The sequence below is a fragment of the Pseudomonas sp. HMSC067G02 genome (genome assembly GCF_001813485.1).
GTDB classification, from domain to species: Bacteria; Pseudomonadota; Gammaproteobacteria; order Pseudomonadales; family Pseudomonadaceae; genus Pseudomonas; species Pseudomonas aeruginosa.
In genome coordinates this window covers 1-21686 of the sequence record NZ_KV812688.1, presented here as the reverse complement: position 1 = coordinate 21686, position 21686 = coordinate 1, and the positions used below count along the sequence as shown (strand labels likewise).

At 64.9% G+C, this 21686-nt stretch carries 18 protein-coding genes and 5 pseudogenes; 15 read left to right on the top strand and 8 right to left on the bottom strand.

Going from position 1 to position 21686, the window contains the following annotated elements:
• Positions 1 to 6: 6 nt before the first annotated feature.
• Together HMPREF2914_RS17585 and HMPREF2914_RS17580 are read right to left on the bottom strand one after the other, a co-directional pair.
• Positions 7 to 1580 (bottom strand): annotated as a pseudogene (locus tag HMPREF2914_RS17585) (IS481 family transposase); the annotation flags it as partial.
• Positions 1561 to 2135 (bottom strand): annotated as a pseudogene (locus tag HMPREF2914_RS17580) (recombinase family protein). The pseudogenes HMPREF2914_RS17585 and HMPREF2914_RS17580, both read right to left, overlap by 20 nt.
• A gap of 328 nt (positions 2136 to 2463) precedes the next feature.
• Between HMPREF2914_RS17580 and HMPREF2914_RS33015 the strand changes: the two are divergent.
• The 5 genes and pseudogenes from HMPREF2914_RS33015 to HMPREF2914_RS17570 all read left to right on the top strand — a co-directional run.
• A pseudogene (locus tag HMPREF2914_RS33015) lies at positions 2464 to 3097 on the top strand (hypothetical protein); the annotation flags it as partial.
• A pseudogene (locus HMPREF2914_RS33185) lies at positions 3088 to 4467 on the top strand (S-type pyocin domain-containing protein); the annotation flags it as partial. The pseudogenes HMPREF2914_RS33015 and HMPREF2914_RS33185, both read left to right, overlap by 10 nt.
• The gene (locus HMPREF2914_RS33180; RefSeq protein WP_171902132.1) at positions 4450 to 4758 is read left to right on the top strand and encodes a colicin E5-related ribonuclease; all 309 of its coding nucleotides are present in this window, start codon (positions 4450 to 4452) and stop codon (positions 4756 to 4758) included. The pseudogene HMPREF2914_RS33185 and the gene HMPREF2914_RS33180, both read left to right, overlap by 18 nt.
• Entirely contained in the window at positions 4758 to 5096 is a 339-nt protein-coding gene (locus HMPREF2914_RS31755; RefSeq protein WP_011666557.1) for a hypothetical protein, read from the top strand. The genes HMPREF2914_RS33180 and HMPREF2914_RS31755 overlap by 1 nt, the downstream gene beginning before the upstream one ends.
• Positions 5097 to 6075: 979 nt before the next feature.
• Positions 6076 to 6867 carry an ABC transporter substrate-binding protein gene (locus HMPREF2914_RS17570; RefSeq protein WP_023092475.1) on the top strand — a complete coding sequence of 264 codons (792 nt, stop codon included), beginning with the start codon at positions 6076 to 6078 and terminating at the stop codon, positions 6865 to 6867.
• A 23-nt stretch (positions 6868 to 6890) separates the two neighbouring features.
• Here HMPREF2914_RS17570 and dauR read toward each other — a convergent pair whose 3' ends face one another.
• The 4 genes from dauR to rhlB all read right to left on the bottom strand — a co-directional run bounded on the left by dauR (position 6891) and on the right by rhlB (position 11367).
• On the bottom strand, positions 6891 to 7523 hold the full coding sequence (gene dauR, locus HMPREF2914_RS17565; RefSeq protein ID WP_003092943.1) for a transcriptional regulator DauR: 633 nt from the start codon (positions 7521 to 7523) through the stop codon (positions 6891 to 6893).
• A 62-nt stretch (positions 7524 to 7585) separates the two neighbouring features.
• The gene (gene dauA, locus HMPREF2914_RS17560) at positions 7586 to 8713 is read right to left on the bottom strand and encodes an FAD-dependent catabolic D-arginine dehydrogenase DauA (protein WP_023092476.1); all 1128 of its coding nucleotides are present in this window, start codon (positions 8711 to 8713) and stop codon (positions 7586 to 7588) included.
• Positions 8714 to 8735: 22 nt separating this feature from the next.
• Positions 8736 to 9683 (bottom strand): NAD(P)H-dependent anabolic L-arginine dehydrogenase DauB, encoded by a 948-nt coding sequence (gene dauB / locus HMPREF2914_RS17555; protein ID WP_023092477.1) that lies wholly within the window; start codon positions 9681 to 9683, stop codon positions 8736 to 8738.
• Positions 9684 to 9843: 160 nt separating this feature from the next.
• The gene (gene rhlB, locus HMPREF2914_RS17550) at positions 9844 to 11367 is read right to left on the bottom strand and encodes an ATP-dependent RNA helicase RhlB (protein WP_023980190.1); all 1524 of its coding nucleotides are present in this window, start codon (positions 11365 to 11367) and stop codon (positions 9844 to 9846) included.
• A gap of 283 nt (positions 11368 to 11650) precedes the next feature.
• Here rhlB and HMPREF2914_RS17545 point away from each other — a divergent pair, with 283 nt between their 5' ends.
• Entirely contained in the window at positions 11651 to 13549 is a 1899-nt protein-coding gene (locus tag HMPREF2914_RS17545) for an acyl-CoA synthetase (RefSeq protein ID WP_004355692.1), read from the top strand.
• A gap of 15 nt (positions 13550 to 13564) precedes the next feature.
• Here the strand turns inward: HMPREF2914_RS17545 and HMPREF2914_RS17540 are convergent, their stop codons facing one another.
• Positions 13565 to 14212 (bottom strand): alpha/beta hydrolase, encoded by a 648-nt coding sequence (locus HMPREF2914_RS17540; RefSeq protein ID WP_004355695.1) that lies wholly within the window; start codon positions 14210 to 14212, stop codon positions 13565 to 13567.
• 296 nt (positions 14213 to 14508) lie between these two features.
• On the opposite strand from HMPREF2914_RS17540, the gene HMPREF2914_RS17535 reads away from it, so the two are divergent.
• The 9 genes from HMPREF2914_RS17535 (at position 14509) to HMPREF2914_RS17495 (ending at position 21521) form a co-directional block, all read left to right on the top strand.
• The gene (locus tag HMPREF2914_RS17535) at positions 14509 to 15534 is read left to right on the top strand and encodes an amino acid ABC transporter substrate-binding protein (RefSeq protein ID WP_023092478.1); all 1026 of its coding nucleotides are present in this window, start codon (positions 14509 to 14511) and stop codon (positions 15532 to 15534) included.
• A gap of 112 nt (positions 15535 to 15646) precedes the next feature.
• Positions 15647 to 16363 (top strand): phosphatidylcholine synthase, encoded by a 717-nt coding sequence (gene pcsA / locus HMPREF2914_RS17530; protein WP_003105024.1) that lies wholly within the window; start codon positions 15647 to 15649, stop codon positions 16361 to 16363.
• Between the two features lie 70 nt (positions 16364 to 16433).
• Positions 16434 to 16916 carry a nuclear transport factor 2 family protein gene (locus HMPREF2914_RS17525; protein ID WP_003092923.1) on the top strand — a complete coding sequence of 161 codons (483 nt, stop codon included), beginning with the start codon at positions 16434 to 16436 and terminating at the stop codon, positions 16914 to 16916.
• Between the two features lie 66 nt (positions 16917 to 16982).
• Positions 16983 to 17684, top strand: coding sequence for a glutathione S-transferase C-terminal domain-containing protein (locus HMPREF2914_RS17520; RefSeq protein WP_003092922.1), 702 nt, complete (start codon positions 16983 to 16985; stop codon positions 17682 to 17684).
• Positions 17677 to 17991, top strand: coding sequence for a GIY-YIG nuclease family protein (locus tag HMPREF2914_RS17515; RefSeq protein ID WP_003119275.1), 315 nt, complete (start codon positions 17677 to 17679; stop codon positions 17989 to 17991). The genes HMPREF2914_RS17520 and HMPREF2914_RS17515 overlap by 8 nt, the downstream gene beginning before the upstream one ends.
• A gap of 28 nt (positions 17992 to 18019) precedes the next feature.
• Complete coding sequence (locus HMPREF2914_RS17510; RefSeq protein WP_003092917.1) at positions 18020 to 18709, top strand: CatB-related O-acetyltransferase; 690 nt, start codon at positions 18020 to 18022, stop codon at positions 18707 to 18709.
• A 120-nt stretch (positions 18710 to 18829) separates the two neighbouring features.
• The gene (locus tag HMPREF2914_RS17505; RefSeq protein ID WP_003092916.1) at positions 18830 to 19765 is read left to right on the top strand and encodes a glutathione S-transferase family protein; all 936 of its coding nucleotides are present in this window, start codon (positions 18830 to 18832) and stop codon (positions 19763 to 19765) included.
• 3 nt (positions 19766 to 19768) lie between these two features.
• Positions 19769 to 20521: a VIT1/CCC1 transporter family protein gene (locus HMPREF2914_RS17500; RefSeq protein ID WP_023092479.1), complete on the top strand. Its 753-nt coding sequence runs from the start codon at positions 19769 to 19771 to the stop codon at positions 20519 to 20521.
• An 88-nt stretch (positions 20522 to 20609) separates the two neighbouring features.
• Complete coding sequence (locus tag HMPREF2914_RS17495) at positions 20610 to 21521, top strand: hypothetical protein (protein WP_003092910.1); 912 nt, start codon at positions 20610 to 20612, stop codon at positions 21519 to 21521.
• 42 nt (positions 21522 to 21563) lie between these two features.
• On the opposite strand, the pseudogene HMPREF2914_RS32420 reads toward HMPREF2914_RS17495, so the two are convergent.
• Positions 21564 to 21686 (bottom strand): annotated as a pseudogene (locus tag HMPREF2914_RS32420) (nucleoid-associated protein YejK); the annotation flags it as partial.

Sequence of the window (21686 nt, the reverse complement as noted above, 5' to 3'; positions counted from 1 at the left end):
CGTAGCCAGGGTCTCGCTCAGCACCTGGTCGATGAAGGCGCGGTCATCCATTGAAAGCTTGGCCAGCGGCATTGCCAGTTCCTCGGCGATAGCCGGCTTGGCCGCAATGCGGGATTCCTGGGGCTCGAAAACGAAGGGCTGGATGGGGAGCGTCGAGTCAGTAGAACCGGGCTCTAGTCGTACATCTTCCCCGGAAAGCGCCGCGATCGGCAGCCCCAACTGGTCCGCGAGAGATCGGATACGAGCCGAGCGCTCGTCTGCCTTGCTGCGCTTGAAAGCCCGGTAGCGGTGCTGCGGAATGGGGCCGGACACCGGGTAGTGAGGACCGAACCGCTCGCCATCGAACTCGGCATGCAGCTCATCGTCGAACAGCCCCCAGAGCAGCACGACGTAGTCGCCGGCCATCTCTGGCTCAAGCTCGTACGCGGTACCGTCGGTGGTGATTCGGGCATCAGGCCCGACTTTGCGCCGCTCGGGCTCCCGAGCAAAGCGGCAGAACTGATCCCATGAGCACATTTCACGGATCCCCTCTGTTGGCACATGGGTGATCCAGTCCTCGATCCGTGAAAGGGGTTCGGCACGATGTGTCTGCTGGTTGTAGGTGCGCACTAGGTAGCGCAACAGCCACTCGTTGGCCTGGGCTTCGGTTTCCGGCTTGTGGAAGTGGTACAGGGTCTCGTGGGCTTCCTTCACTGTGCGGAAAGGACGTTCGACCTTGCCTTTCGAGCGGGCCGTGGTGCGCGTTCCATCCTTGCTGGCAGGGATGTGTGTCTGCCACTCGATGCCCAGCGCCCGCATGACGCTCTGGAAAACGCGACGCTTGGCCACCGGACCGTTGTCCAGATAGATCAGCTTGGGCCGGCCCTGAAAGGGAAAACTCGGGTCCGCTTTCGGCGCCATCGAGTTGAACAGAAAACGAAGTGCCGTCTCCGCATCCTCACCATAAACGCAGTGGTATTCCTGGTAGGCCACACCGCTGCGGTCATCCACCACGCTGAACAGCATCAGGGTGGGTTCGCCCTTGGCGGGATCGATCCACCGCGGATGCTCAATATGCTTGAGGTCCGACGGCGACATGTCGAACTGCCAACAATCGTTGCTGTGCTCAGCCTGGAACCGAGTTGCGCCTGGCTCCCGGGACAGTTGAGCAGGCCTTAATCGCCAATGTGATAGATATCGGTTGACGGTGGGTCTGTGGAGTACGCCTCTTGGGGCAACAATGAGGCCCCGGTCAGTTTCTACACCGTACTCTTCCAGCAGCTCAATGGCGCGGTGTGTAGATAGATGCCGCCCCTGCTTGTTGGTGGTGCGCAGCTTCAACGCCGCAATCAGTTCGCAGTAGCGCTCCAGTTCCGCCTGGGGCAGGACGCGGGGCTTGCCCTGGTCGGAGCGGTGGGCTGCCTAGGCCTGTGCAGAAGGACCAGGGCGCGATAGACCGTACTGGAGGAAACGCCGTACAGTTCAGCTACAAGGGCCACCTGACGGGCCCGCTCCGGGCTCTTCTTCGGCAAGTGATCCAGGCGCTGCCGCAGTTGCAGCAGCGAATCGACGGGAATGGCCTTACGCCTGCTGGTGGGCATTCCGTTCTGCCTCGGTGATGTAGTTGTAGAGCGTCGAGCGGCCGATTCCCATCATCCGACAGATCTCCACCACGGTGTATTGGCGCTCGTGATAGAGCTTCAGGGCGACTTTGCGCTTGGCGGGATCCAGGCGTTTCTTGCGGCCGCCCAGCCGACCGCGAGCACGTGCTGCAGATAGTCTCGCATGGGTGCATTCACTGATCAGGTTGCGCTCGAACTCGGCTAGCGCGGCAAAGAGGTGGAAAACCAAACGCCCTCCGGTGGATGTGGTGTCGATGTTCTCCTGGAGTCTCTTCAGACCCTCGCCGGCATCCTCCAATTGCTCGACCAGGTAGATCAGGTCCTTGATCGAGCGGCCAAGCCGGTCCAGCCGCCAGACCACCACCGTGTCGCCCCGCTTTAGATTGGCGAGAAGCGCGGCCAGGCCGATTCGATCGGCCTTGGCGCCGCTGCAGTGTCTTCGAACACTCGCTCGCAACCCGCCTTGGCCATCGCATCGCGTTGCAGGTCCAGTAGTTGATCGTCGGTGGAAATGCGCACGTACCCAATCAGTATGATTCGTCCAGAAATGCGCGAAAGGCAGCATAGGTGAATTTTGAAAGCGAGAAATCGTTACTGGACTAAAAGTACGCGGCTTCTGGGGGCGGCCAAGGGGAACGAGGCTGGCGTCCAGAAAACGGTCGTCTGATGGACGCTTCCACGAACGGAGCGATACCGCAAAGGGAAGAATGGAGTGCAACCATCGTAGAGCTTCAAACTGAGATATTGCAGTTGATTGCCGCATCTGGCCGGCCTATTGCCGTGCATTTTCTACCTACTACTGCATCGCTCAAGAAGGTTCTGTAAATATATTGGTTCAACTCTTTCGATAGGAAAGCCATTCATGACAAATAATAGTGCGCCACCACTTGTCGTGACCAGAGGAAATGATAATGGTTACGAGCCTGGGTCGATGGTTATTACGCATGTACAGGCTAGTGGGCTAGACATAATCCAGTACATTCCAGGTCGGTCAAGCTACGGTACTCCACCATTTGTCCCGCCAGGACCAAGCCCGTATGTTGGCCCTGGAATGCAAGAGTACAGGAGGCTAAGAGATACTCTTGATAAGTCCCATTCAGAACTAAAGAAAAACCTGAAGAATAAAACCTTGAAGGAGGTAGATGAACTCAAGAGTGAAGCGGGGTTGCCAGTTAAAGCGGTCAGTGCCAATGACATCCGCGATGAAAAGAGTATCGTTGATGCACTCATGGATGCCAAAGCAAAATCGCTAAAGGCCATTGAGGATCGCCCGGCCAATCTTTATACGGCTTCAGACTTTCCTCAGAAGTCAGAGGCGATGTACCAGAATCAGTTGCTAGCCAGTCGAAAGTTCTATGGAGAGTTCCTTGATCGACATATGAGTGAGCTGGCCAAAGCGTACAGCGCTGATATCTATAAGGCGCAAATCGCTATCTTGAAACAAACGTCTCAAGAACTGGAGAGTAAAGCCCGGTCAATGGAGGCGCAAGCCCAGCAGGTCACTCAACAGCTCGGTGCCGACTTCAACGCGATCACCACTCCGACCGCCACCAAGGTCCAGCAACGTGTGAAAGCAGTGGATGCTAGTCTGTCTCAGGTTTCCACCCAGGTCAGTGGTGCAGTCGCCTCGGCAACCCAGGCGGTGCAGGTCAAGACAGCGCAAGCCCAGCAACAAGCCAACAGCCAGATTTCGTCCAGCCAGAACCTGATCAGCGCGGCATTTCGGAATCAGATTGCCTTGGCAGCACAGGCCAGTGGAGAAGCCCAGGTCACGGCTTTCAACACCAAAGTCAAGCAGATCGTCAACGAAGCCACGGCGTTTTCGACAGCACGAAAACAAGCGCTGGCTCAGTTTGCTGCCAATGCGGCCGCCGAGGTCGAAACCGAGGTCAACAGGCTAACCGCCCAGGTCAAGGCCAGCCCCACCAAGGCGGCTTCGCAAGCTGCACAAGCAACCCTTCGACAATTCACTGAAAGCACCTATGCCAAGGTGAACACCTTTGCCCAGCAGACCGAAGCAGCGCTGCAGGCTAAGGCAAAAGAGGTCTCAGCAGCGGTAGCCGAAGCACAGCGTGCGGCGACCAACGATTTGCAAAAAACAGCCGATGTAGTACCAGATCAGATCATCCAGGCTGCGAACACCTTGGCGATGCCGGCCACCTCTGCGCCGCTGGTTTCGGTGGCCGGGTTTGGTAGTGCGGCAGTGGAGACGGCTCGCCTGGCGGCTTCCCTAACGAATGCTGTCAATCGCCTGGTTCAGATTGCTGGTAGTGGACCCGGCGCATACGTTGCCACCTTCGCGGTGCTGTCGCTGTATTCCGACCAGGCTGGTAAAGACAGTGACAAGGTTCCTGCCGGCGTTCGCAATGCATTGGCACTGGAGGCGTCCGCTCTGGGGCTTCCTGGCACGGCTGATTTGCAAAGCGTCGCCAAGGCAGGTGGCACGGTTGATATGCCGGTACGACTCACGAGTGCTGCACAAGAGAGCCCGAGTGGTAAATCGCAGATTGCCGCGATGTTGACCAACGGTGCAACTGTCCCCAAGGGCGTGCCTGTTCGCGCCGCGACCCTCAATGCTGCGACGGGCCGGTATGAGGTGACGGTTCCCGCAAAGTCCACCGTGCCGAATACACCACCGCTGATCTTGACCTGGACCCCTGCCACCCCTCCAGGAAGCCAGAACCCCTCAAGCACCACTCCGGTCGTACCGCAGCCGGTTCCGGTGTATGAGGGAGCAACGATCACCCCAGTACAGGCCGAGCCGGAGTCCTATCCGGGAGTGCCGTTAGATCTGGACGATCTGATTGTGATCTTCCCGGTGGGCTCGGGGGTTAAGCCAATCTATATAATGTTCAATCATAACCCTCATGATGTTGTTATTGATGATAAGATCAGAGAGCAAATTCCAATTAGAGGGTGGACTGAGGTTGAAATTAGAGATGTTATCGGAAAAGGTGCAACAGGTAGTTCTTCAGATAAGCGTCGGCCTAATAAGACGATAGATGGGCTGGGGCGGAATGACTCTGCAACAGTATATGGAAGTCCTCCTAATGGATATATAGTTGTGAACGATAGGACAGGTGAAGTTATTCAAATTGCAGATCGGAACGATTCCGCATGGGCGGTTGACGGGCGAATCATCTGGAGAAATAAGTAATGATCAATCCTAACTCTGTCGAAATAGTTGACAATGGCCTAGATTTTTTTTCAAAAGAAGGCAATGGGAAGATGTGGCTAACTACGAAGGCAACTCTGGAAGTCGTATCTTTGGCAACTAAAAAAGGGTTGGCAATTTCAAAAATTGAGGGATTCATCTGGCATAAGGATGTAGGGAGGTTCGAGGCAAGACTTGATGCCATATTTGAAGGGCTTGTCAATCCAGTAAAAGTGCCTGATGATGTCAATAATAATAACACTAGAGCGAAAGAGAGTACAGAGGAAGATGCTTCTCTTGGGCATGATGCTTTTATTGTAACAATTGCCTCCAGAAAATAAAGGTGGAACCTTGGGGCTGAGTTGGCTTGCAATCCCTTGCATGGACTACAAACAATATAGGCTCAGCCCCCTTAGGGATGGTCTGAAGTAGCCATGTCTTTCTGGCCGACTTCAGCCCCCGGCGAATTTGAAAGCGGAGAATCGATTAAAAACGATCCGATCACCCACTCATTTCTGTGTTTTTAGCCGCCGCGAGCACCTCGCAGCAGCCATTCCCCCATTACAGACGCGCCTCTGCTTGCGCTTGCCGGCGTACTCGGCGTCGGCAAAGGTCATCTGCTTCATCGGGAAACTCGGGCAACGGGATCGGCGTATTACCGGTATGAGCGTCAGTCGCAAAGAGCGTGAGCCCGCGGTAATGGACTGCAAGCCCACCGCATGGATTGCAAGCTCGCTCGCAATTAATGTGAGCCCGCCTCCACCGTCAGTCGCAGATAATCTGAGCCCAAAATCGCGCTGATTGCGAGCCCGACGGTTTTCGATTGCAAGCCGCTACACATAGCTGCGCCGCGCGTCCGGGTGGCCGGGCATGTCCAGCCCGACCGGGTCCCGTACGTCGCTCAGGCACCCTTCGGTACTCGCGCTCGGCGCCGACCTGGGCGCGCTAGCTGGCGGAGCGCGGTTTGCGACGGGTAGCGAAGCCTTTCAAGGGCGTTGACGAAACGAAAAAATCCCCGCGGCATGAGCGTGACGCGGGGATCCAGGCGTAAATAGAGCCTTAACCGTGATAGCTGAAATGGAGCAAGGGGGTGATGTCTGCGTAGCGGAACACCTCGCGGGTGGCTGTGTATGGCTCAAGACTAAGTCCCGCGGACCGGCGGGCCTATTCCTCGAAGGAGGTAAGGAGGGGTAGCGGAGGAGGGACGGCGATTGACGATGTATACTTTTTGGTCCAGATTGGACGAAAAGTATAAAGGCGGATCACCGTCTGTTTCCCGCCCGGGCCGCGGGCGCACCTTCGTCACCCCTGGAGTCGTCCATGATCAAGTCGCTGAACACCAAGAACCTGCTGGGAGGCCTGCTGCTCGGCGTGCTCGCCAGCGGATCCGCCGTCGCCGCCGATGGCAGCCTGCGAATCGGCATCGAGGCCGCCTACCCGCCGTTTTCCTTCAAGACCGCCGAAGGCGAACTGGCCGGCTTCGACTACGACATCGGCAACGCGCTGTGCGCGCAGATGCAGGTGAAGTGCCAGTGGATCGAGCAGGAGTACGACGGCCTGATTCCCTCGCTGAAAGTTCGCAAGATAGACGCCGCGCTGTCCTCCATCACCATCACCGAGGAGCGCCGGCGCTCGGTGGACTTCACCCACAAGTACTACTTCACGCCGGGCCGCCTGGTGATGAAGGAAGGCGCCCAGCTCGACGACAGCTTCAGCCAGTTGGCCGGCAAGCGCATCGGCGTGCAGCGCGGCGCTACCGCCGACCGCTTCGCCAGTGCGGTGCTGGCCAAGGCCGGTGCCGAAGTGGTGCGCTACACCAGCCAGGACGAGATCTACCTGGACCTGGTGGCCGGCCGCCTCGACGCCACCTTCGCCGACTCCATCCCGTTGCAGACCGGCTTCCTCGATACCCCGCGCGGCAAGGGCTACGCCTTCGTCGGGCCGGAGTTCAAGGACCCGAAATACTTCGGCGAGGGCGCCGGGATCGCGGTGCGCAAGGGGGACGCCGAGCTGGTCGGCAAGCTCAACGCGGCGATCGACGCGATTCGTGCCGACGGGACCTACAAGCGCATCAAGGGCAAGTACTTCAAGAGCGACATCTACGGCGACTGACCGCTCGCCGGCGGCGGCTGCCGTCAGTCGCCGCCTTCCTTCAGCTCCTTGAGGTGCTTGTAGACCGTCGCCCGGCCCATGTTCAGCACGTTGGCCACATAGTTGGCGGCGCTCTTGCCCTTGAACGCGCCCTCGGCGTGCAGGGCCAGGACCAGTTCGCGCTTGTGCTCGCGGGTCAGCAGGTTCAAGCCGAGCTGGCGCTGCCGCAGCCAGCCGTGCAGGAAGGTGTTGATGCGCTCCTGCCAGTCGTCGCGGAACAGCGCGTCCGGTTGCGGGATCAGCTTGCTCGGCGAGAGGAACAGGTCGAGCGCCGCCTTGGCGCTCTCGAACAGGCTGATATTCAGGTTGATGCACAGCACCGCCAGCGGCTGGCCGGCGGCGTCGCGCAGCACGGTGCTGACCGAGCGGATCTTCTGCCCGTCCCAGTTGAGCTTCTCGTAGGGACCGATGTTGCGCTCGTCGCTATCGCCTTCGAGCATGTCTTCCAGCGCCGAGTCGTCGCCGACCTCGCGCTTGGACAGGTTGTTGGCGATGTAGTCGACCCGCTGGCTGCGCAGGTCGTGCAGGACCACTTCGGCGTGGGGGAAGAACAGGGTGGCGATGCCGTCGGCGATCGCCCGGTAGTTCTCCAGGCTGGGGTCTTGGCTCGGGCTCATGCGCAGGAACTCTCGTGGGACGGCGGGCGAGGCGAGTGTGCCGCAAACCCGCCGCCGGGTCATCAGGGGGACAGGCGGCGCGGCGACAGCATCGCCTCGTCCAGGCCGTGCTCGCGCAGGTGCGCCGGCAGCGGCTGGTGGCGGATCAGCGCGGCGCTGGCCTCGCCCATCGCCGCCGAGGTCTGGATACCGTAGCCGCCCTGGGCAGCGACCCAGAAGAAGCCTTCCGCATCGGCGGCGTAGCCGGCCACCAGGTCGCCGTCGGCGACGAACGAGCGCAGCCCTGCCCAGGTGTGTTCCGGGCGGCGAATGGTGAGGGTGGTGGCTTCTTCGATCAGGTACATGCCGGTGGCGATGTCCAGTTGCTCGGGCTGCACGTCGTGGGCCTCGACCGGATCGGCGTTGGCCGGCGAGCCGAGCAACATGCCGGCGTCCGGCTTCAGGTAGAAGGATTCGTCGAGGCTGACCAGCATCGGCCAGTCGTGGCAGTCGATGCCCGGCGGCGGGGCGAAGATGAAGGCCGAGCGGCGCTTGGGCTGCAGGCCCAGCGGGCGGACGCCGGCCAGCCCGGCGATGGCGTCGCACCAGGCGCCCGCGGCGTTGACCAGAACCGCGGCGCGGTAGCTGCCGGCGGCGCAGCGGACTTCCCAGGCGCCGTCGACCCGGCGGATCTCCAGCGCTTCGTGGTTGCACAGGACCTGCCCCTGGTTGCGGCGGATGCCGCGCAGGTAGCCCTGGTGCAGGGCGTCGGTATCGATGTCGGCGCCGGTGGGGTCGTAGGTGGCGCCGAAGACCTTGTCGCGACGCAGCACCGGCACGATCGAGCAGGCCTGTTCCGCGTCCAGCAGGCGCATCTGCGGCACCAGCGCCTTGCCGCTTTCGTATTGACGGCGGAGTTCTTCCGGATCGTCGCTGAAGTCGACCACCATTTCCGGACGCGGGCTGAGCAGCGGATGCTCGCAGAAGCCGGCCGGCGGGTTGTCGAAGAAGGCCCGGCTGGCGGCGGTGAGCGCGCGCACCTGGGGTGTGCCGTAGGCCACCGTGTAGTGCGCGGCGGAGCGGCCGGTGGAGTGGTAGCCGGGCTGCGCCTCGCGCTCCAGCACCACGACCCGGCCGTGGGCCGACAGCCAGTAGCCGGTGGATGCGCCGGCGATGCCGGCACCGATGACGAGGTAATCCGCTTCGATCATGCTGCTCTCCTGCATCGCGCGATCAGCCTGCCTGGCGCAGGCGGTAGAGGGCGTTGGCCAGGGCTACGTCTTCCAGGCCCAGGCCGATCGAGCGGAAGAACGCCGGGCGCCGGTATTCCGGACGTGGCGCCTGGCCGCCGAGCAGCTCGGCGAGATCGCCGCGGATCGCCTCGGGGCTCCAGCCATGCTGTTCGGCGGCGATCAGCATCTCGCCGGCGGAGCCTGGGGTGGTGTGCCGGTAGTCGCAATAGACGTCCATGGCCGCCAGGCTTTCCGCCGGTACCTCATGGGCGCGGGGCGCGTTGGTGCTGATCGAGGTGACCAGCGCCGGGCGCTCGAGTTGGCGCGGGTCGATCACCGCTCGGGCCGAGGAAGTGCAGAGCAGGATCACATCGGCTTCGTCCAGCGCTTCCTCCAGACTGCCGGCGGCTTCGGCGCGCGGGTCGATGGCGCGCAGGCTTTGCAGGCGGCGCTCGTCCAGGCTCGGCGAATGGACTCGCACGCCCTGCCAGTCACGCAGGCCCTTCACGTATTGCAGGTGGGCATGGGCCACCGGTCCGCTGCCGATCAGAGCCAGGCGGCCGGCTTCGGCCGGAGCCAGGGCATCCACCGCCACCGCGGTGGTGGCGGCGGTGCGCGCGGTGGTCAGCCGGGCGGCATCGCAGAGCAGCAAGGGCTGGCCGGTCTGCATCGACATCAGCAGGGTCCAGGCGGTGACCAACGGGCCCTGTTCGCGGACGATGTAGGGCGAAGTCTTGACCCCGTAGACCTGTTCCTGGGCGAGCACGCCGAGGTAGTTGATGAAGTCGCCGCGACCGGCGGGGAACTCCACCAGTTGCTGGGCCGGCTGGAGCGCCTGGCCGGCGGCCAGGTCGAGGAACAGCTGGCGCATGGTCTGGAGGACGTCGATACGGGCGAGCAGTTGCTCGGCTTCGGCCTGCTGGACGATCAGGGGAGTGGCGGCGCTCATGCGATCTCCGGAATGGATGTAAACAATTTGTCCATTCTGGACTTTAAGGTATTGCCGGGCAAGCGCCGACCCGCCTCGATGACCGACGGCGGCACCTGCGTGTCGCAGAAACGAAAAAGGCGAAGCCGGATGGCTTCGCCTTTTTTCTCCACGCCTGCGTTCAGTGCTTGCGCGGTACCGGCTTGAGCAGTTCGGCCGGCGGCATCTCGCAGGTGATCTTGCGGCCCAGCAGTTCTTCGATCGGCGGCAGGGCGAAGGCATCGTCCTCGCCGGCGAAGCTGATCGAGGTGCCCGAGGCGCCGGCGCGGCCGGTACGACCGATACGGTGCACGTAGTCGTCCGGGTCCTCCGGCAGGGTGAAGTTGATCACATGGCTGATGCCGTCGATGTGGATGCCGCGGCCGGCCACGTCGGTTGCTACCAGGACGCGGATCTTGCCTTCGCGGAAGCCTTCCAGGGTGCGGATGCGCTTGTGCTGCGGCACGTCGCCGGACATCTGGGCGGCGCTGATGCCGTCCTTGGTCAGGCGTTCCTCGATGCGGCGGACTTCGTCCTTGCGGTTGGCGAAGACCATCACCCGTTCCCAGTTGTTCTGTGCCACCAGGTTGTACAGCAGCTTGTACTTGTCGCTGCCGGCCACGGCGTAGACATGCTGCTCGACGGTATCGCTGGCGACGTTCTCCGGCTCGATCTCGACGATCGCCGGATCGACGGTCCACTGCTTGGCGAGGTTCATCACGTCGTCGGTGAAGGTCGCCGAGAACAGCAGGGTCTGGCGTTCGCCCTTGTGCGGGGTCTGCCGGATGATCTGCCGGACCTGCGGGATGAAGCCCATGTCGAGCATGCGGTCGGCTTCGTCGAGGACCATCACCTCGACCATGTCCAGGTGCACCTCGCCGCGCTGGTTGAAGTCCAGCAGACGGCCGGGGGTGGCTACCAGGATGTCGCAGAAGCGCGCTTCCAGCTGCTTGAGTTGCTTGTCGAAGTCCATGCCGCCGACGAAGGTCATCACGTTCAGCCCGGTGTACTTGGTCAGCGCCGCGGCGTCCTTGGCGATCTGTACCACCAGTTCGCGGGTCGGGGCGATGATCAGCGCGCGCGGCTCGCCCATGTAGCGCTCTTTCGGCGGCGGGGTCTGCAGCAACTGGGTGATGATCGAGATGAGGAACGCGGCGGTCTTGCCGGTACCGGTCTGGGCGCGGCCGATGGCGTCCTGGCCGCGCAGGGTGAAGCCCAGTACCTGCGCCTGGATCGGCGTGCAGTAGGGGAAGCCGAGGTCATGGATGGCGTGCATCAGGCTCGGGGCGAGGTTGAAGTCGTGGAAGCGGGTCTTGCCTTCCTGCGGTTCGACCACGAAGTCTTCCAGCTTCCAGTTGTCCACCGGCTTCGGCTTGCGTTCGCGGCGCGGCTTGTCGCTGCGCGGCTTGGCGTCCCGGCCTTCTTTGGCGGCGGGTTTGGCGGGCTTTTCGCTTTTCTCGGCCTTTTCAACGGCGCGCGGGGCGCCGGACTCGTTGTCGGCGCGCGGGGCGCGCGGTTTGCGTGGGCGTTTCTCGGTCGGCTTTTCGCCGGTGGGGGCGGTACCTTTCGCGGTAGCGCCGGCAGGGCCTTGCGGGACCGGGGAGGAACCGCTCTGCGGCTGGGTTCCGTCGGCCTTGCCGAAGATTTTCTTGAGTGCTTTGAGCACGGCGATCTCGTAGTGGTTAAGGAATGAACGGGCGCCAGTGTAAAGCATGTTGCCAGCGGGGAGAAATCCATGCTTGGCCGGTCACCTCCAGGCCTGGCCGGACGGGGCCTGGAGGCGGCTGCGCGAAGCTCCCGGGGCAGCCTCCGGGAGGGTTCGTGCGTGCGACCGGCGGCGCGCTACAAAAAGACAACGGTAGGGCGACGACGGGGGTGGCATCTTCGGGACGGTGCCGGAGCGATCCGGCGAGTGTCCGCCCACTCACCAACGGAAGAACAAGAAAACCATGAATCCGTCCCCATCGATCGCCGGGCTGAGCGATATCGAAGCCCTGGAACGCGTGCCGCTGGAACAGCGCGACCTGCCGTCCAGCACCTACGAACTGTTGCAACGCTCGGCCCAGCGCCACGGCCAGCGTATCGCCCTGAGCTGCCTGCTGCATGGCAGCGCCGCCGAAGAACCGTTGCGGATCAGCTATGCCGAGCTGTTCGCCCGCGTCACCCAGACCGCCAACGCCTTGCACCGGCTGGGCCTGGAAAGCCACCAGGCGGTGTCCTTCCTGCTGCCCAACCTGCCGCAGACCCACTACGTGATCTGGGGCGGCGAAGCTGCCGGGATCGTCAATGCGATCAACCCGCTGCTCGAGCCGGAGCACATCGCCGAGCTGATCCGCGCCTCCAACACCCGGGTGCTGGTGACCCTGGCGCCGTTCCCCGGCACCGACCTGTGGCAGAAGGTCGCCGGCCTGCGCGCGCAGCTGCCGGAGCTGTACGCGATCGTCGTGGTCGATCCGGCCAACCTGTTGCCGGCGCCGCAGCGCGAGGCGCTCAAGGCCCAGCGCGGGCCGCTGCCGGAGGGCGTGCTGGACTTCGATACGCTGATCGCCGACTGCCCGGCAGACCGCCTGGAGAGCGGACGGGCGATCCATCCGGACGACGTCGCTTCCTATTTCCACACCGGCGGCACCACCGGCACGCCGAAGCTGGCGCCGCACAGCCACTTCAACGAGGTGGCGATGGCCGAGATCATGGGCCTGAACGCCGACTACGGGGTGGACGACGTGCTGCTCTGCGGCCTGCCGCTGTTCCACGTCAACGGCGTGATGGTTACCGGCCTGGCGCCCTTCCATCGCGGCGCCCAGGTGCTCCTGGCCGGGCCCCAGGGCTACCGCAATCCGACCCTGATCCAGGACTTCTGGAAGCTGGTGGAGCGCTACCGGGTCACCAGCTTCAGTGGTGTGCCGACCATCTACGCGGCGTTGCTGCAGGTCCCCAGCGATGGCCGCGACCTGTCCAGCCTGCGTTTCGCCCTGTGCGGCGCGGCGCCGATGCCGGTGGAGCTGATCCGCCAGTTCGAGGCGCGTACCGGGCTCAAGGTGATCGAAGGCTACGGCCTCACCGAAGGTACCTGCGGCACCAGTTGCAACCCGCGTGGCGGCGAGCGCCGGCCGGGTTCGATCGGCCTGCGCCTACCGTACTGCCAGGTGAAGGTCGCGGTGCTCGACGGCGAGGGCAATTACCTGCGCGATGCCGCGCCGAACGAGGTGGGCAACCTCTGCCTGAAGGGCCCGACGGTGTTCAAGGGCTACCTGCAACAGGACCGGAACCGCGATATCTGGGTCGGCGATGGCTGGTTCAATACCGGCGACCTCGGTCGTATCGACGAGGACGGCTACATCTGGCTCACCGGGCGCAGCAAGGACCTGATCATTCGCGGTGGCCACAACATCGACCCACAGATGATCGAAGAAGCGCTGCACCGGCATCCGGCCGTGGCCCTGGCGGCGGCGGTGGGCAAGCCGGACGCCAAGGCCGGCGAGCTGCCGGTGGTGTATATCCAGCTCAAGCCCGGCGCCAGCGCCAGCGAGGAAGAGCTGCTGGAACACGCCAGCCGCCACGTACCGGAGCGCGCGGCGGTGCCCAAGGATGTCTGGCTGATCGAGAGCATGCCGGTCACCGCGGTGGGCAAGACCTTCAAGCCGGCGCTGCGCCTGGACGCGATCCGCCGGGTGCTGGAGGAGGAAAGCCGGAGGATCGCCGAGGATATCCGCGTGGAGGTGGTCGCCGACGAGCACCACGGCCAGCTCGCCCACCTGCACGTTCCCGCGCTCGACGAAAGACGCCGGGCGGCGCTGGAAGAGCTGCTCGGCGGCTACGCGCTGAACTACCGGCTGCACGCCGTCTGAGAGAAGCTGCGGGCGTCAGAGGCGCTTGCGCAGCCAGGCGCCGATGTCGTGGATTTCCTCCAGGGACACCTCGTGGCCCATCGGGTAGTCGTGCCAGTCCACCTCCACGCCCTGCGCCTGCAAGGCGTCATGGGCCGCGCGGCCGAGCGCCGGGTCGACCACGTCGTCCTGGCTGCCATGCAGGTGCAGGACCGGAATCCGCTTGTGGCGCTCGTCCAGCGCCAGGTCGTCGAAGGTCGGCGCGTAGGTGGATAGCGCCAGCACCCCGCCGAGCGGCTGGGCGTAGCGGCGGAAGGCGGTATGCAGGACCACCGCGCCGCCCTGGGAGAAACCGGCGAGGATGATCCGCTCGGCGGCGATGCCCTTGGCGCGCTGTTCATCGATGAGGGCGATGACCTGGTCGGCGGAGGCGTTCAACTGGTCTTCGTCGATCGCCCGCGCCGGACTGAAGGCAAGGATGTCGTACCAGCTCGGCATGACCCAGCCGCCATTGACCGTCACCGCCTGGCTCGGCGCCTGGGGAAGGATGAAGCGGGTGCTCGGCAGGACCACCTGCAGGGCTTCGGCCACCGGCTTGAAGTCGGTACGGTCGGCGCCCAGGCCGTGCAGCCAGATGATGCAGGCGTCGGCATTCGGGGCATCGAGGATCAGGGGTTCGCTCATAACGGCTCCAGGCAGGGGGCATATGCGTTCGGAATGGGAGGACCATTCGACAACAGGCGCTTTCCCGCTCGCAAGTCGGCCAGATTGTCGCAGATCATGCATTCGCCAATTTCCCGCGGATGCGCTTTGCTAAGGGAAGTGCGCCGGGCACGCCGTTCGTCGCCCGCCGCCGTCGCACCGCCGGCTGCCCCTGCCGGTGCCGCGGCGCTTGCGGTTACAGTGCGGCGACCGGCCCGGGAAGCGACCGGCGCGGGGCCGGCGGTTCACCCAGGGGCGGCGAAGGGAGTGGCGAACAGATGACAATAATGAAAGGTACCTGGCTGCTGCTGGCCGCCGTCTGCCTCGGCGCCAGCGCCACGGCCGAGGCCGGCGCGACGCTGGATGCGGTGAAGCGCAAGGGCTACGTGCAGTGCGGCGTCAGCGACGGCCTGCCGGGGTTCTCCTACGCCGACGCCAAGGGCCGTTTCAAGGGGCTCGACGTCGACATCTGCCGGGCGCTGGCCGCCGCGCTGTTCGGCGACGCCGAGAAGGTGCGCTTCACCCCGCTGTCCGCCACCGAGCGGTTTTCGGCGTTGCAGTCCGGCACGGTCGACCTGCTGTCGCGCAACACCTCATGGACCAGCTCGCGGGATACCGCGCTGGGCATCCACTTCACCGGCGTCACCTATTTCGACGGCCAGGGCTTCCTGGTCAATCGCAAGCTCGGCGTGTCCAGCGCCCGCGAACTGAAGGACACGACGGTGTGCATCCAGTCCGGCACCACCAACGAGCTGAACGTGGCGGACTACTTCCGGGCCCACGGCATCCGCTACAAGGCGGTGCTCGACGACAGCTACGAGAAGAGCGCCCGTGCCCTGGAGGCGGGGCAGTGCGACGTGCTCAGCTCCGACCAGTCGCAGCTCTACGCCCAGCGCCTGAAGCTGGCCAAGCCGGAGCAGTACGTGGTGCTGCCGGAAGTGATCTCCAAGGAGCCGCTCGGCCCGGCCGTGCGGCAGGGCGACGAAGCCTGGTTCAACATCGTCCGCTGGACCCTGTACGGCCTGCTCAACGCGGAGGAGCTGGGGGTCACCTCGAGCAACGTCGAGCGCCAGGTCAGGGACAGCCGCAACCCGGACGTCGCCCGCCTGCTCGGCAGCGAGGGCGACGCTGGCAAGGACTTGCAACTGCCGCGCGACTGGGTGGTGCAGATGGTGCGCCAGGTCGGCAACTATGGCGAGATCTTCGCCCGCAACGTCGGCGACGGCAGCCCGCTGAAGATGCCGCGCGGCCTCAACGCGCAATGGAATCTCGGCGGCCTGCACTATGCGCCGCCGATCCGCTGACCGGCGGGGGCTGGCTGAACTCTCGCCAGCACCGACAATCCGATAACAGACAGACGCACCGGTGCCGGTGCACTATAGAGCGACGCGTCATGCCGAACACCGAACAAGAGAATTGCCCGTGAACCTATCGATGACTCCCATCAACAAAGCCAAGGCCTGGGGCGTCCACGCCGTCACCGCCAGCGGCGTGATCCTGGCCTTGCTGGCCCTGCTCGCGCTGGTCGACAACAAACCCCAGGCCTGCCTGCTCTGGCTCGGCCTGGCCCTGCTGGTGGACGGCCTCGACGGCACCCTGGCGCGCAAGTACGAAGTCAAGGAAATGCTGCCGCATTTCGACGGCTCGGTGCTCGACCTGGTGATCGACTACCTGACCTACGTGTTCATCCCGGCCATCTTCATCTACCGCTACATCCCCCTGCCGGAGCATTTCGAACTGCTGGCGGTGGGCGTGATTCTGGTTTCGTCGCTGTTCTGCTTCTGCAACGTCAACATGAAGAGCACCGACAACTACTTCGTTGGCTTCCCGGCCGCCTGGAACGTGGTGGCGGTGTACTTCTACGTGCTCGACCTGCACCCCTGGGTCAACCTCGCCACGGTGCTGGTGCTGGCTGCCCTGACCCTGACCCGGATGAAGTTCCTCCACCCGTTCCGCGTGCGCCAGTTCATGCCGCTGAACATCGCCGTGACTTTCGTCTGGCTGATCAGCAGCGGTCTGCTGATCGTCCAGCAGCCGGCCGACCTGCCGATCCTGCTCGGCCTGTGGTTCGCCGCCTCGGCCTATTTCGTCGGTATCTGCCTCTGGCGCAGCGCCCGCGAGTGGTTCGGCTGAAACGACCCGGCGCGACGGCGTTCCCGCCTGGGGACGCCTGGCAAGTCCCTATCATCGCAAGGAACCCCGCATGGCCCACCCCAACGCCGAACTGATCGAGCGCTTCTACCAGGCCTTCCAGCGCCTCGACGGCGAGGCCATGGCGGCCTGCTACGCCCCCCAGGCGACCTTCCACGACCCGGCCTTCGGCGAACTGCGCGGGCGCGAGGTGGGCGACATGTGGCGCCTGCTGACCAGCCGGGCGCGGGACTTCCGCCTGGACTACGCGAACGTCCGCGCCGACCAGAACGAGGGGCGTGCGCAATGGGTGGCCCACTACCTGTTCACCCAGACCGGGCGCAGGGTGGAGAATCGCATCGAGGCCCGTTTCCGCTTCGCCGACGGTTTGATCGTCGAGCATCGCGACCAGTTCGACCTGTGGCGCTGGAGCCGCCAGGCGCTTGGCGCCAAGGGCCTGCTGCTGGGCTGGGCGCCGCCGGTGCAGCGGGCGATCCGCGGGCAGGCGCGCAAGGGCCTGGCCGCCTACCAGGCTGCCCATCCGGCGGCCGGCTGAGGCTGTCGGTGGCCGAAGCGCGGATAATCTCCTAAGCTCGCCGCGGACAACCCGCAGGACGCCGCGATGATCACGCTCTTCCAGTTCCCCGCCGCATTCAACGTACCCAATGCCAGTCCCTACTGCCTGAAACTGGAAACCTGGTTGCGCCTGGCCGGCCTGGAGTACCAGGTGAAGGTCGTCAGCGACCCGCGCAAGGCGCCCAAGGGCAAGCTGCCCTACGTGCGTATCGAGGGCGAGGCGATCGGCGACAGCGAGATCGTCATCCGTACCCTCGGCGAGCGCTACGGTGTCACTCTCGACGCCGGCCTGGATGCACGGGGCAAGGGCTGGGCACGGGCGATCACGCGCCTGTGCGACGAACACCTGTACTACCTGATGCTGTATTTCCGCTGGTTCGACGAGGACAGCTGGCGCGTGCTCAAGCCGGTGTTCTTCGGCTCGCTGCCATTCGGCGTGCGCGACGCGGTGGCCTGGGCCATGCGCCGCAAGGTCCGCGCTACCCTCAGGGCGCAGGGACTCGGGGTCCACGGCAGGGACGAACTGCTGGCCTTCGCCCGCGACGACCTCGATGCCCTCGACGGCCTGCTCGGCCAGGTCCCGTACTACGGCGGCGAACATCCGTGCAGCGCCGATGCCGCCGCTTACGGTATCCTCGCCAACCTCATCGAGGCGACCCTGGATACCCCGCTCAGCCATGTGGCGCGAGGCTATCCGCGCCTGGTGGCGTATTGCGAGCGGATGCGGGAGCGGGTCTGGAGTGAGTGAGGCGACGGCCGCCACGGCGGCGATCGGGAAGTGTTGGTCGGTCTACCTGGTGAGGGCGGAAAACGGCGCGTTGTACTGCGGCATCAGCGACGATCCGCTGCGCCGCTTCGACACTCATTGCAGCGGCAAGGGCGCGCGGTTCTTCCATTCCAGCCCCGCCCGCGCGCTGGTCTACGTCGAGGCCTGCGCCAGCAAGGGCGACGCCCTGCGCCGCGAGCGGGCGATCAAGGCCCTGAGCAAGCGCGCCAAGGAGCGCCTGTTGGTCGGCGTACCGGTGTTGCGCGAGGTCGGTGAGCCGGCAATCTAGGACGTTCATCTGCGGTCATGGGGTATTCGTGGGTTATCTGAAGAATCATTGGTGGAAACGCTGGATCCGCCGCCGCGGCTGCAAGCTGGCCGGCGGCCCGGCCAGTGTCGGCAAGCGCACCACGCTGGTGCTCGAGGAGCAGGTCGAACTCGGCCACCTGCGCATCGTCCCGCCGAGGCTGGAGATCGGCGCCTACAGCTATGTGCGCAGCGGCACCGACCTGTCCCTGGTGGCGTCCATCGGGCGTTTCTGCTCGATCGGCTCGGACTGCTTCATCGGCCAGGAAAAACATACCCATCCCAGCGACTGGGTGAGCAGCCACCCCTTCCAGCACACCGGCACCGCGCTGCGCTACGAGCCGGCGCTGAGCTACGCGGAAATCGGCCACGACGTCTGGATCGGGCACAGCGCGATGGTGATGGAAGGGGTCAAGGTCGGGACTGGGGCGATCATCGCCACGCGCGCTGTGGTCACTCGCGACGTGCCGCCCTATGCCATCGTCGCCGGCACCCCGGCGCAGGTGATCCGCTACCGGCATCCGCCGGAGATCATCGAGGGCCTGCTCGCCTCACGCTGGTGGGAGCTGGATAGCGCCTTCCTCACCGGCCTGCCGCTGGACCGTCCCCGGGAGTTCCTCGCCGCCCTGGAGGCGCGCGAGGCGCCGCGTGCGGCGTACCGGCGGATGACCATCACCCGCCAGGGGTGCCGGCTGGATTGAGCGCGCCCATCGCCAGGCCCATCGGGCCAGGCGATGGGGTGCCCTTCATGTCCCGGATTGTCATAGGCGCGTTTTCCCAGCCGCGTTAAGCTGGTGCCTCACATCCGCCCGGAGGCGCCCATGTCAGAGCTGATCCTGCATCACTATCCCACTTCGCCCTTCGCCGAGAAGGCGCGCCTGCTGCTCGGTTTCAAGCAACTGTCCTGGCGCTCGGTGATGATTCCGCCGGTGATGCCCAAGCCGGACCTGGTGGCGCTGACCGGCGGCTATCGGAAGACCCCGGTGTTGCAGGTCGGCGCCGATGTGTATTGCGATACCGCGTTGATCGCCCGTCGCCTGGAGCAGGAAAAGGCGGTCCCGGCGCTGTTCCCCGAAGGCCAGGAGATGGTCGCCGCGAGCTTCGCCCAGTGGGCCGACGCGGTGCTGTTCCAGCACGCGGTAAGCCTGGCGTTCGCCCCGGAGTCCATCGCCGTGCGCTTCGGCAAGCTGCCGCCGGAATTCCTCAAGGCCTTCATGGCCGATCGCAGCCAGCTATTCAGCGGCGGCAGCGCCGGCCGCCTGCCGTTGGAACAGGCGCGCCACCAGTGGCCGGCATTCATGGCGCGACTGGAGCGCCAGTTGTCGCGCGAGGACGGCGACTTCCTGTTCGGCGAAGCGTCCGTCGCCGACTTCGCCGTGGCGCACTGCCTGTGGTTCCTCAAGGGCACGCCGGTCACCGCGCCGCTGGTCGACGACTACCCGCAGGTGCAGGCCTGGTTGGGCCGGGTGCTCGGCTTCGGCCACGGCGCGCCAGCCGAGATGAGTGCGGAGGAAGCCCTGGAGGTGGCTCGCGGCAGCCAGCCCGCGGCATTGCCGGACGAATCCTTCAGCGATCCCAACGGTTTCCTGCCCGGCCAGGCGGTCGCCATCGCCGCCACCGACTACGGTGTCGACGCGGTACAGGGCGAACTGCTCTTCGCCGGCAGCGAGGAACTCATCCTGCGCCGCGAAGACCCGCGGGCGGGTACCGTGCATGTGCATTTCCCGCGCCTGGGCTTTCGCATCGAGGCGCGTTGAGGCATGCCGACGGAGACCCCGTCGCCGCGCCCGGACGCCGATCCGCCGCAGTGCGCGTTGCCCGAGGCGAGGCCGGACCGCGACGCTGGCACCAAGCTGCGCGCCGCGGTGCTCGGCGCCAACGATGGCCTGGTGTCGAACCTGTGCCTGGTGATGGGCGTGGCGGGTGCGAGCATGGCGCATTCGTCCATCGTCCTCACCGGGATGGCCGGACTGGTGTCCGGGGCCTGCTCGATGGCCCTCGGCGAGTGGCTGTCGGTGACCAACGCCCGCGAGATGGCGAGCAAGCGCATCGCCGAGGAAGAACGCTTGCTCAGGCTCTGCCCGGACACCGAGACCCAGGAACTGATCGATATCTTCACCGCCAAGGGGCTGAGCGAGGTATCCGCCCGGCGCGTGGCCCTGCAACTGATGAACGACGGTCGTGGCGCGCTGGACACCTTGTCCCGCGAGGCCCTCGGCATCGATCCGACGGAGTTGGGCGGCAACCCGTGGAACGCGGCGGGTACGTCGTTCCTGCTGTTTTCCCTTGGCGCTCTGGTGCCGGTGGCGCCGTTCCTGTTCCTTGACGGTGCCGCGGCGCTGGTCGCAAGCCTGCTGTTCAGCCTGCTTGCGCTGCTGTTCAGCGGCGCGGTCACCGCCCGTTTCACCGGGCGGCCGCTGGCGTTCTCGGCGTTGCGCCAGGTGCTGGTCGGTACCCTTGCCGCGGCCTTCACCTATGGGTTGGGTACCGCGCTCGGCGTGGGCCTGGGCTGAAAGTCCTTCGCCTGCGGGGGACTCCGTTTTACACTGCGACACCCGGCCGGCGTGGCCGGGAACAGGAAAAACCGACCAGGGAGTGGCCATGAACGCCTACGACATCGAAATCGTCAACGACGCCGCGCACGCCGGCGAAGCCAACCACGGCTGGTGCTTCGGCCTGCCGCCGGGCATCCGTCCGGAGCAGTGGCCGCTGGATCCGGACACCGGCTATCCGCTGATGCACGGCTTCACCCTGCTGCTGCCGGAGGACTACCGGGTGCATGGCCCGGAGATCGTCGCGCTGAGCTTCTTCTCCCTCGCCCCGGACCAGAACGACGGTGGACCGACCAGCGTCGATGGCATTCGCGAGATGCTCATCGATCCGCCCGCGCAACCGCCGGCCGACGCGGAACTGCGGCCGTTCTGGGAGGCCGGGCGCAATAGCCATCCGCGTCTGCATCGGATGGAGGACATCCTTGGCGGCGCCTATGCGTTGATCCTGCTCGACGCCGCTGAATTCAGCGGCGCGCCCTGCCAGCCGCCGGCGCTGCCGGCGGGCAACCCGCTGTTGGCGCAGACCGAGCCGCCGCAGTGGCTGGAGGCTGGTTCGGCGGCCAGCTTCGTGCCGGACTGGGCGGAGGACGACTACTACCTGCTGCGCGCCCTCGGTGGTCGCCCGGCGGCCGGCCACCAGCAGCGCTACCCGCTGCGCTGGACGGCGCGGGCGCAAGACCCCAACGCCGGGGTGGTGCCCAGCGAATACGGCGACGGCGGCTACCAACTGCCGCACTACTGGCTGGACGGCAAGATCGAGCGCGACAACTACCGCGAGCATCCCTGGGTGGAAGGGCACCTGCCGAACCATATCGGCGGCACCATGCGTCCGGTGCAGGGCGTGCCGGAGATGAGTCCCTTCTACGTAGAGTTCGAGGAATACCTGGGCGGCTACAACTTCGGCGGCGGCAACGCCCAGCTCGATTTCCGCGACATGCGCTTCGACTGGGCCTGCGGCTGAGGAGGGAAAGGGAGCGCCGGCGGCGCTCCGGGGCGGCGCGGGTCAGTCCTTGCGCCGCTTGAGCTGGTCCTTCAACTGGGTCGGCAACTGGCGGATGATCAGCATGTCGCGCTCTTCGTCGTATTCCACCTTGGAGCCCAGCAGGTGCGCCTCGAAGCTGATCGA

Coding starts and splice junctions, on each gene's coding strand:
- HMPREF2914_RS17545 (WP_004355692.1), top strand. CDS start 11,651: ATGAATCCGTCCCCATCGATCGCCGGGCTGAGCGATATCGAAGCCCTG.
- HMPREF2914_RS17540 (WP_004355695.1), bottom strand. CDS start 14,212: ATGAGCGAACCCCTGATCCTCGATGCCCCGAATGCCGACGCCTGCATC.
- HMPREF2914_RS17500 (WP_023092479.1), top strand. CDS start 19,769: ATGCCGACGGAGACCCCGTCGCCGCGCCCGGACGCCGATCCGCCGCAG.
- dauB (WP_023092477.1), bottom strand. CDS start 9,683: ATGAGCGCCGCCACTCCCCTGATCGTCCAGCAGGCCGAAGCCGAGCAA.
- dauR (WP_003092943.1), bottom strand. CDS start 7,523: ATGAGCCCGAGCCAAGACCCCAGCCTGGAGAACTACCGGGCGATCGCC.
- HMPREF2914_RS17535 (WP_023092478.1), top strand. CDS start 14,509: ATGACAATAATGAAAGGTACCTGGCTGCTGCTGGCCGCCGTCTGCCTC.
- HMPREF2914_RS17525 (WP_003092923.1), top strand. CDS start 16,434: ATGGCCCACCCCAACGCCGAACTGATCGAGCGCTTCTACCAGGCCTTC.
- HMPREF2914_RS17495 (WP_003092910.1), top strand. CDS start 20,610: ATGAACGCCTACGACATCGAAATCGTCAACGACGCCGCGCACGCCGGC.
- HMPREF2914_RS33180 (WP_171902132.1), top strand. CDS start 4,450: ATGTTCAATCATAACCCTCATGATGTTGTTATTGATGATAAGATCAGA.
- HMPREF2914_RS17570 (WP_023092475.1), top strand. CDS start 6,076: ATGATCAAGTCGCTGAACACCAAGAACCTGCTGGGAGGCCTGCTGCTC.
- HMPREF2914_RS31755 (WP_011666557.1), top strand. CDS start 4,758: ATGATCAATCCTAACTCTGTCGAAATAGTTGACAATGGCCTAGATTTT.
- dauA (WP_023092476.1), bottom strand. CDS start 8,713: ATGATCGAAGCGGATTACCTCGTCATCGGTGCCGGCATCGCCGGCGCA.
- HMPREF2914_RS17505 (WP_003092916.1), top strand. CDS start 18,830: ATGTCAGAGCTGATCCTGCATCACTATCCCACTTCGCCCTTCGCCGAG.
- HMPREF2914_RS17520 (WP_003092922.1), top strand. CDS start 16,983: ATGATCACGCTCTTCCAGTTCCCCGCCGCATTCAACGTACCCAATGCC.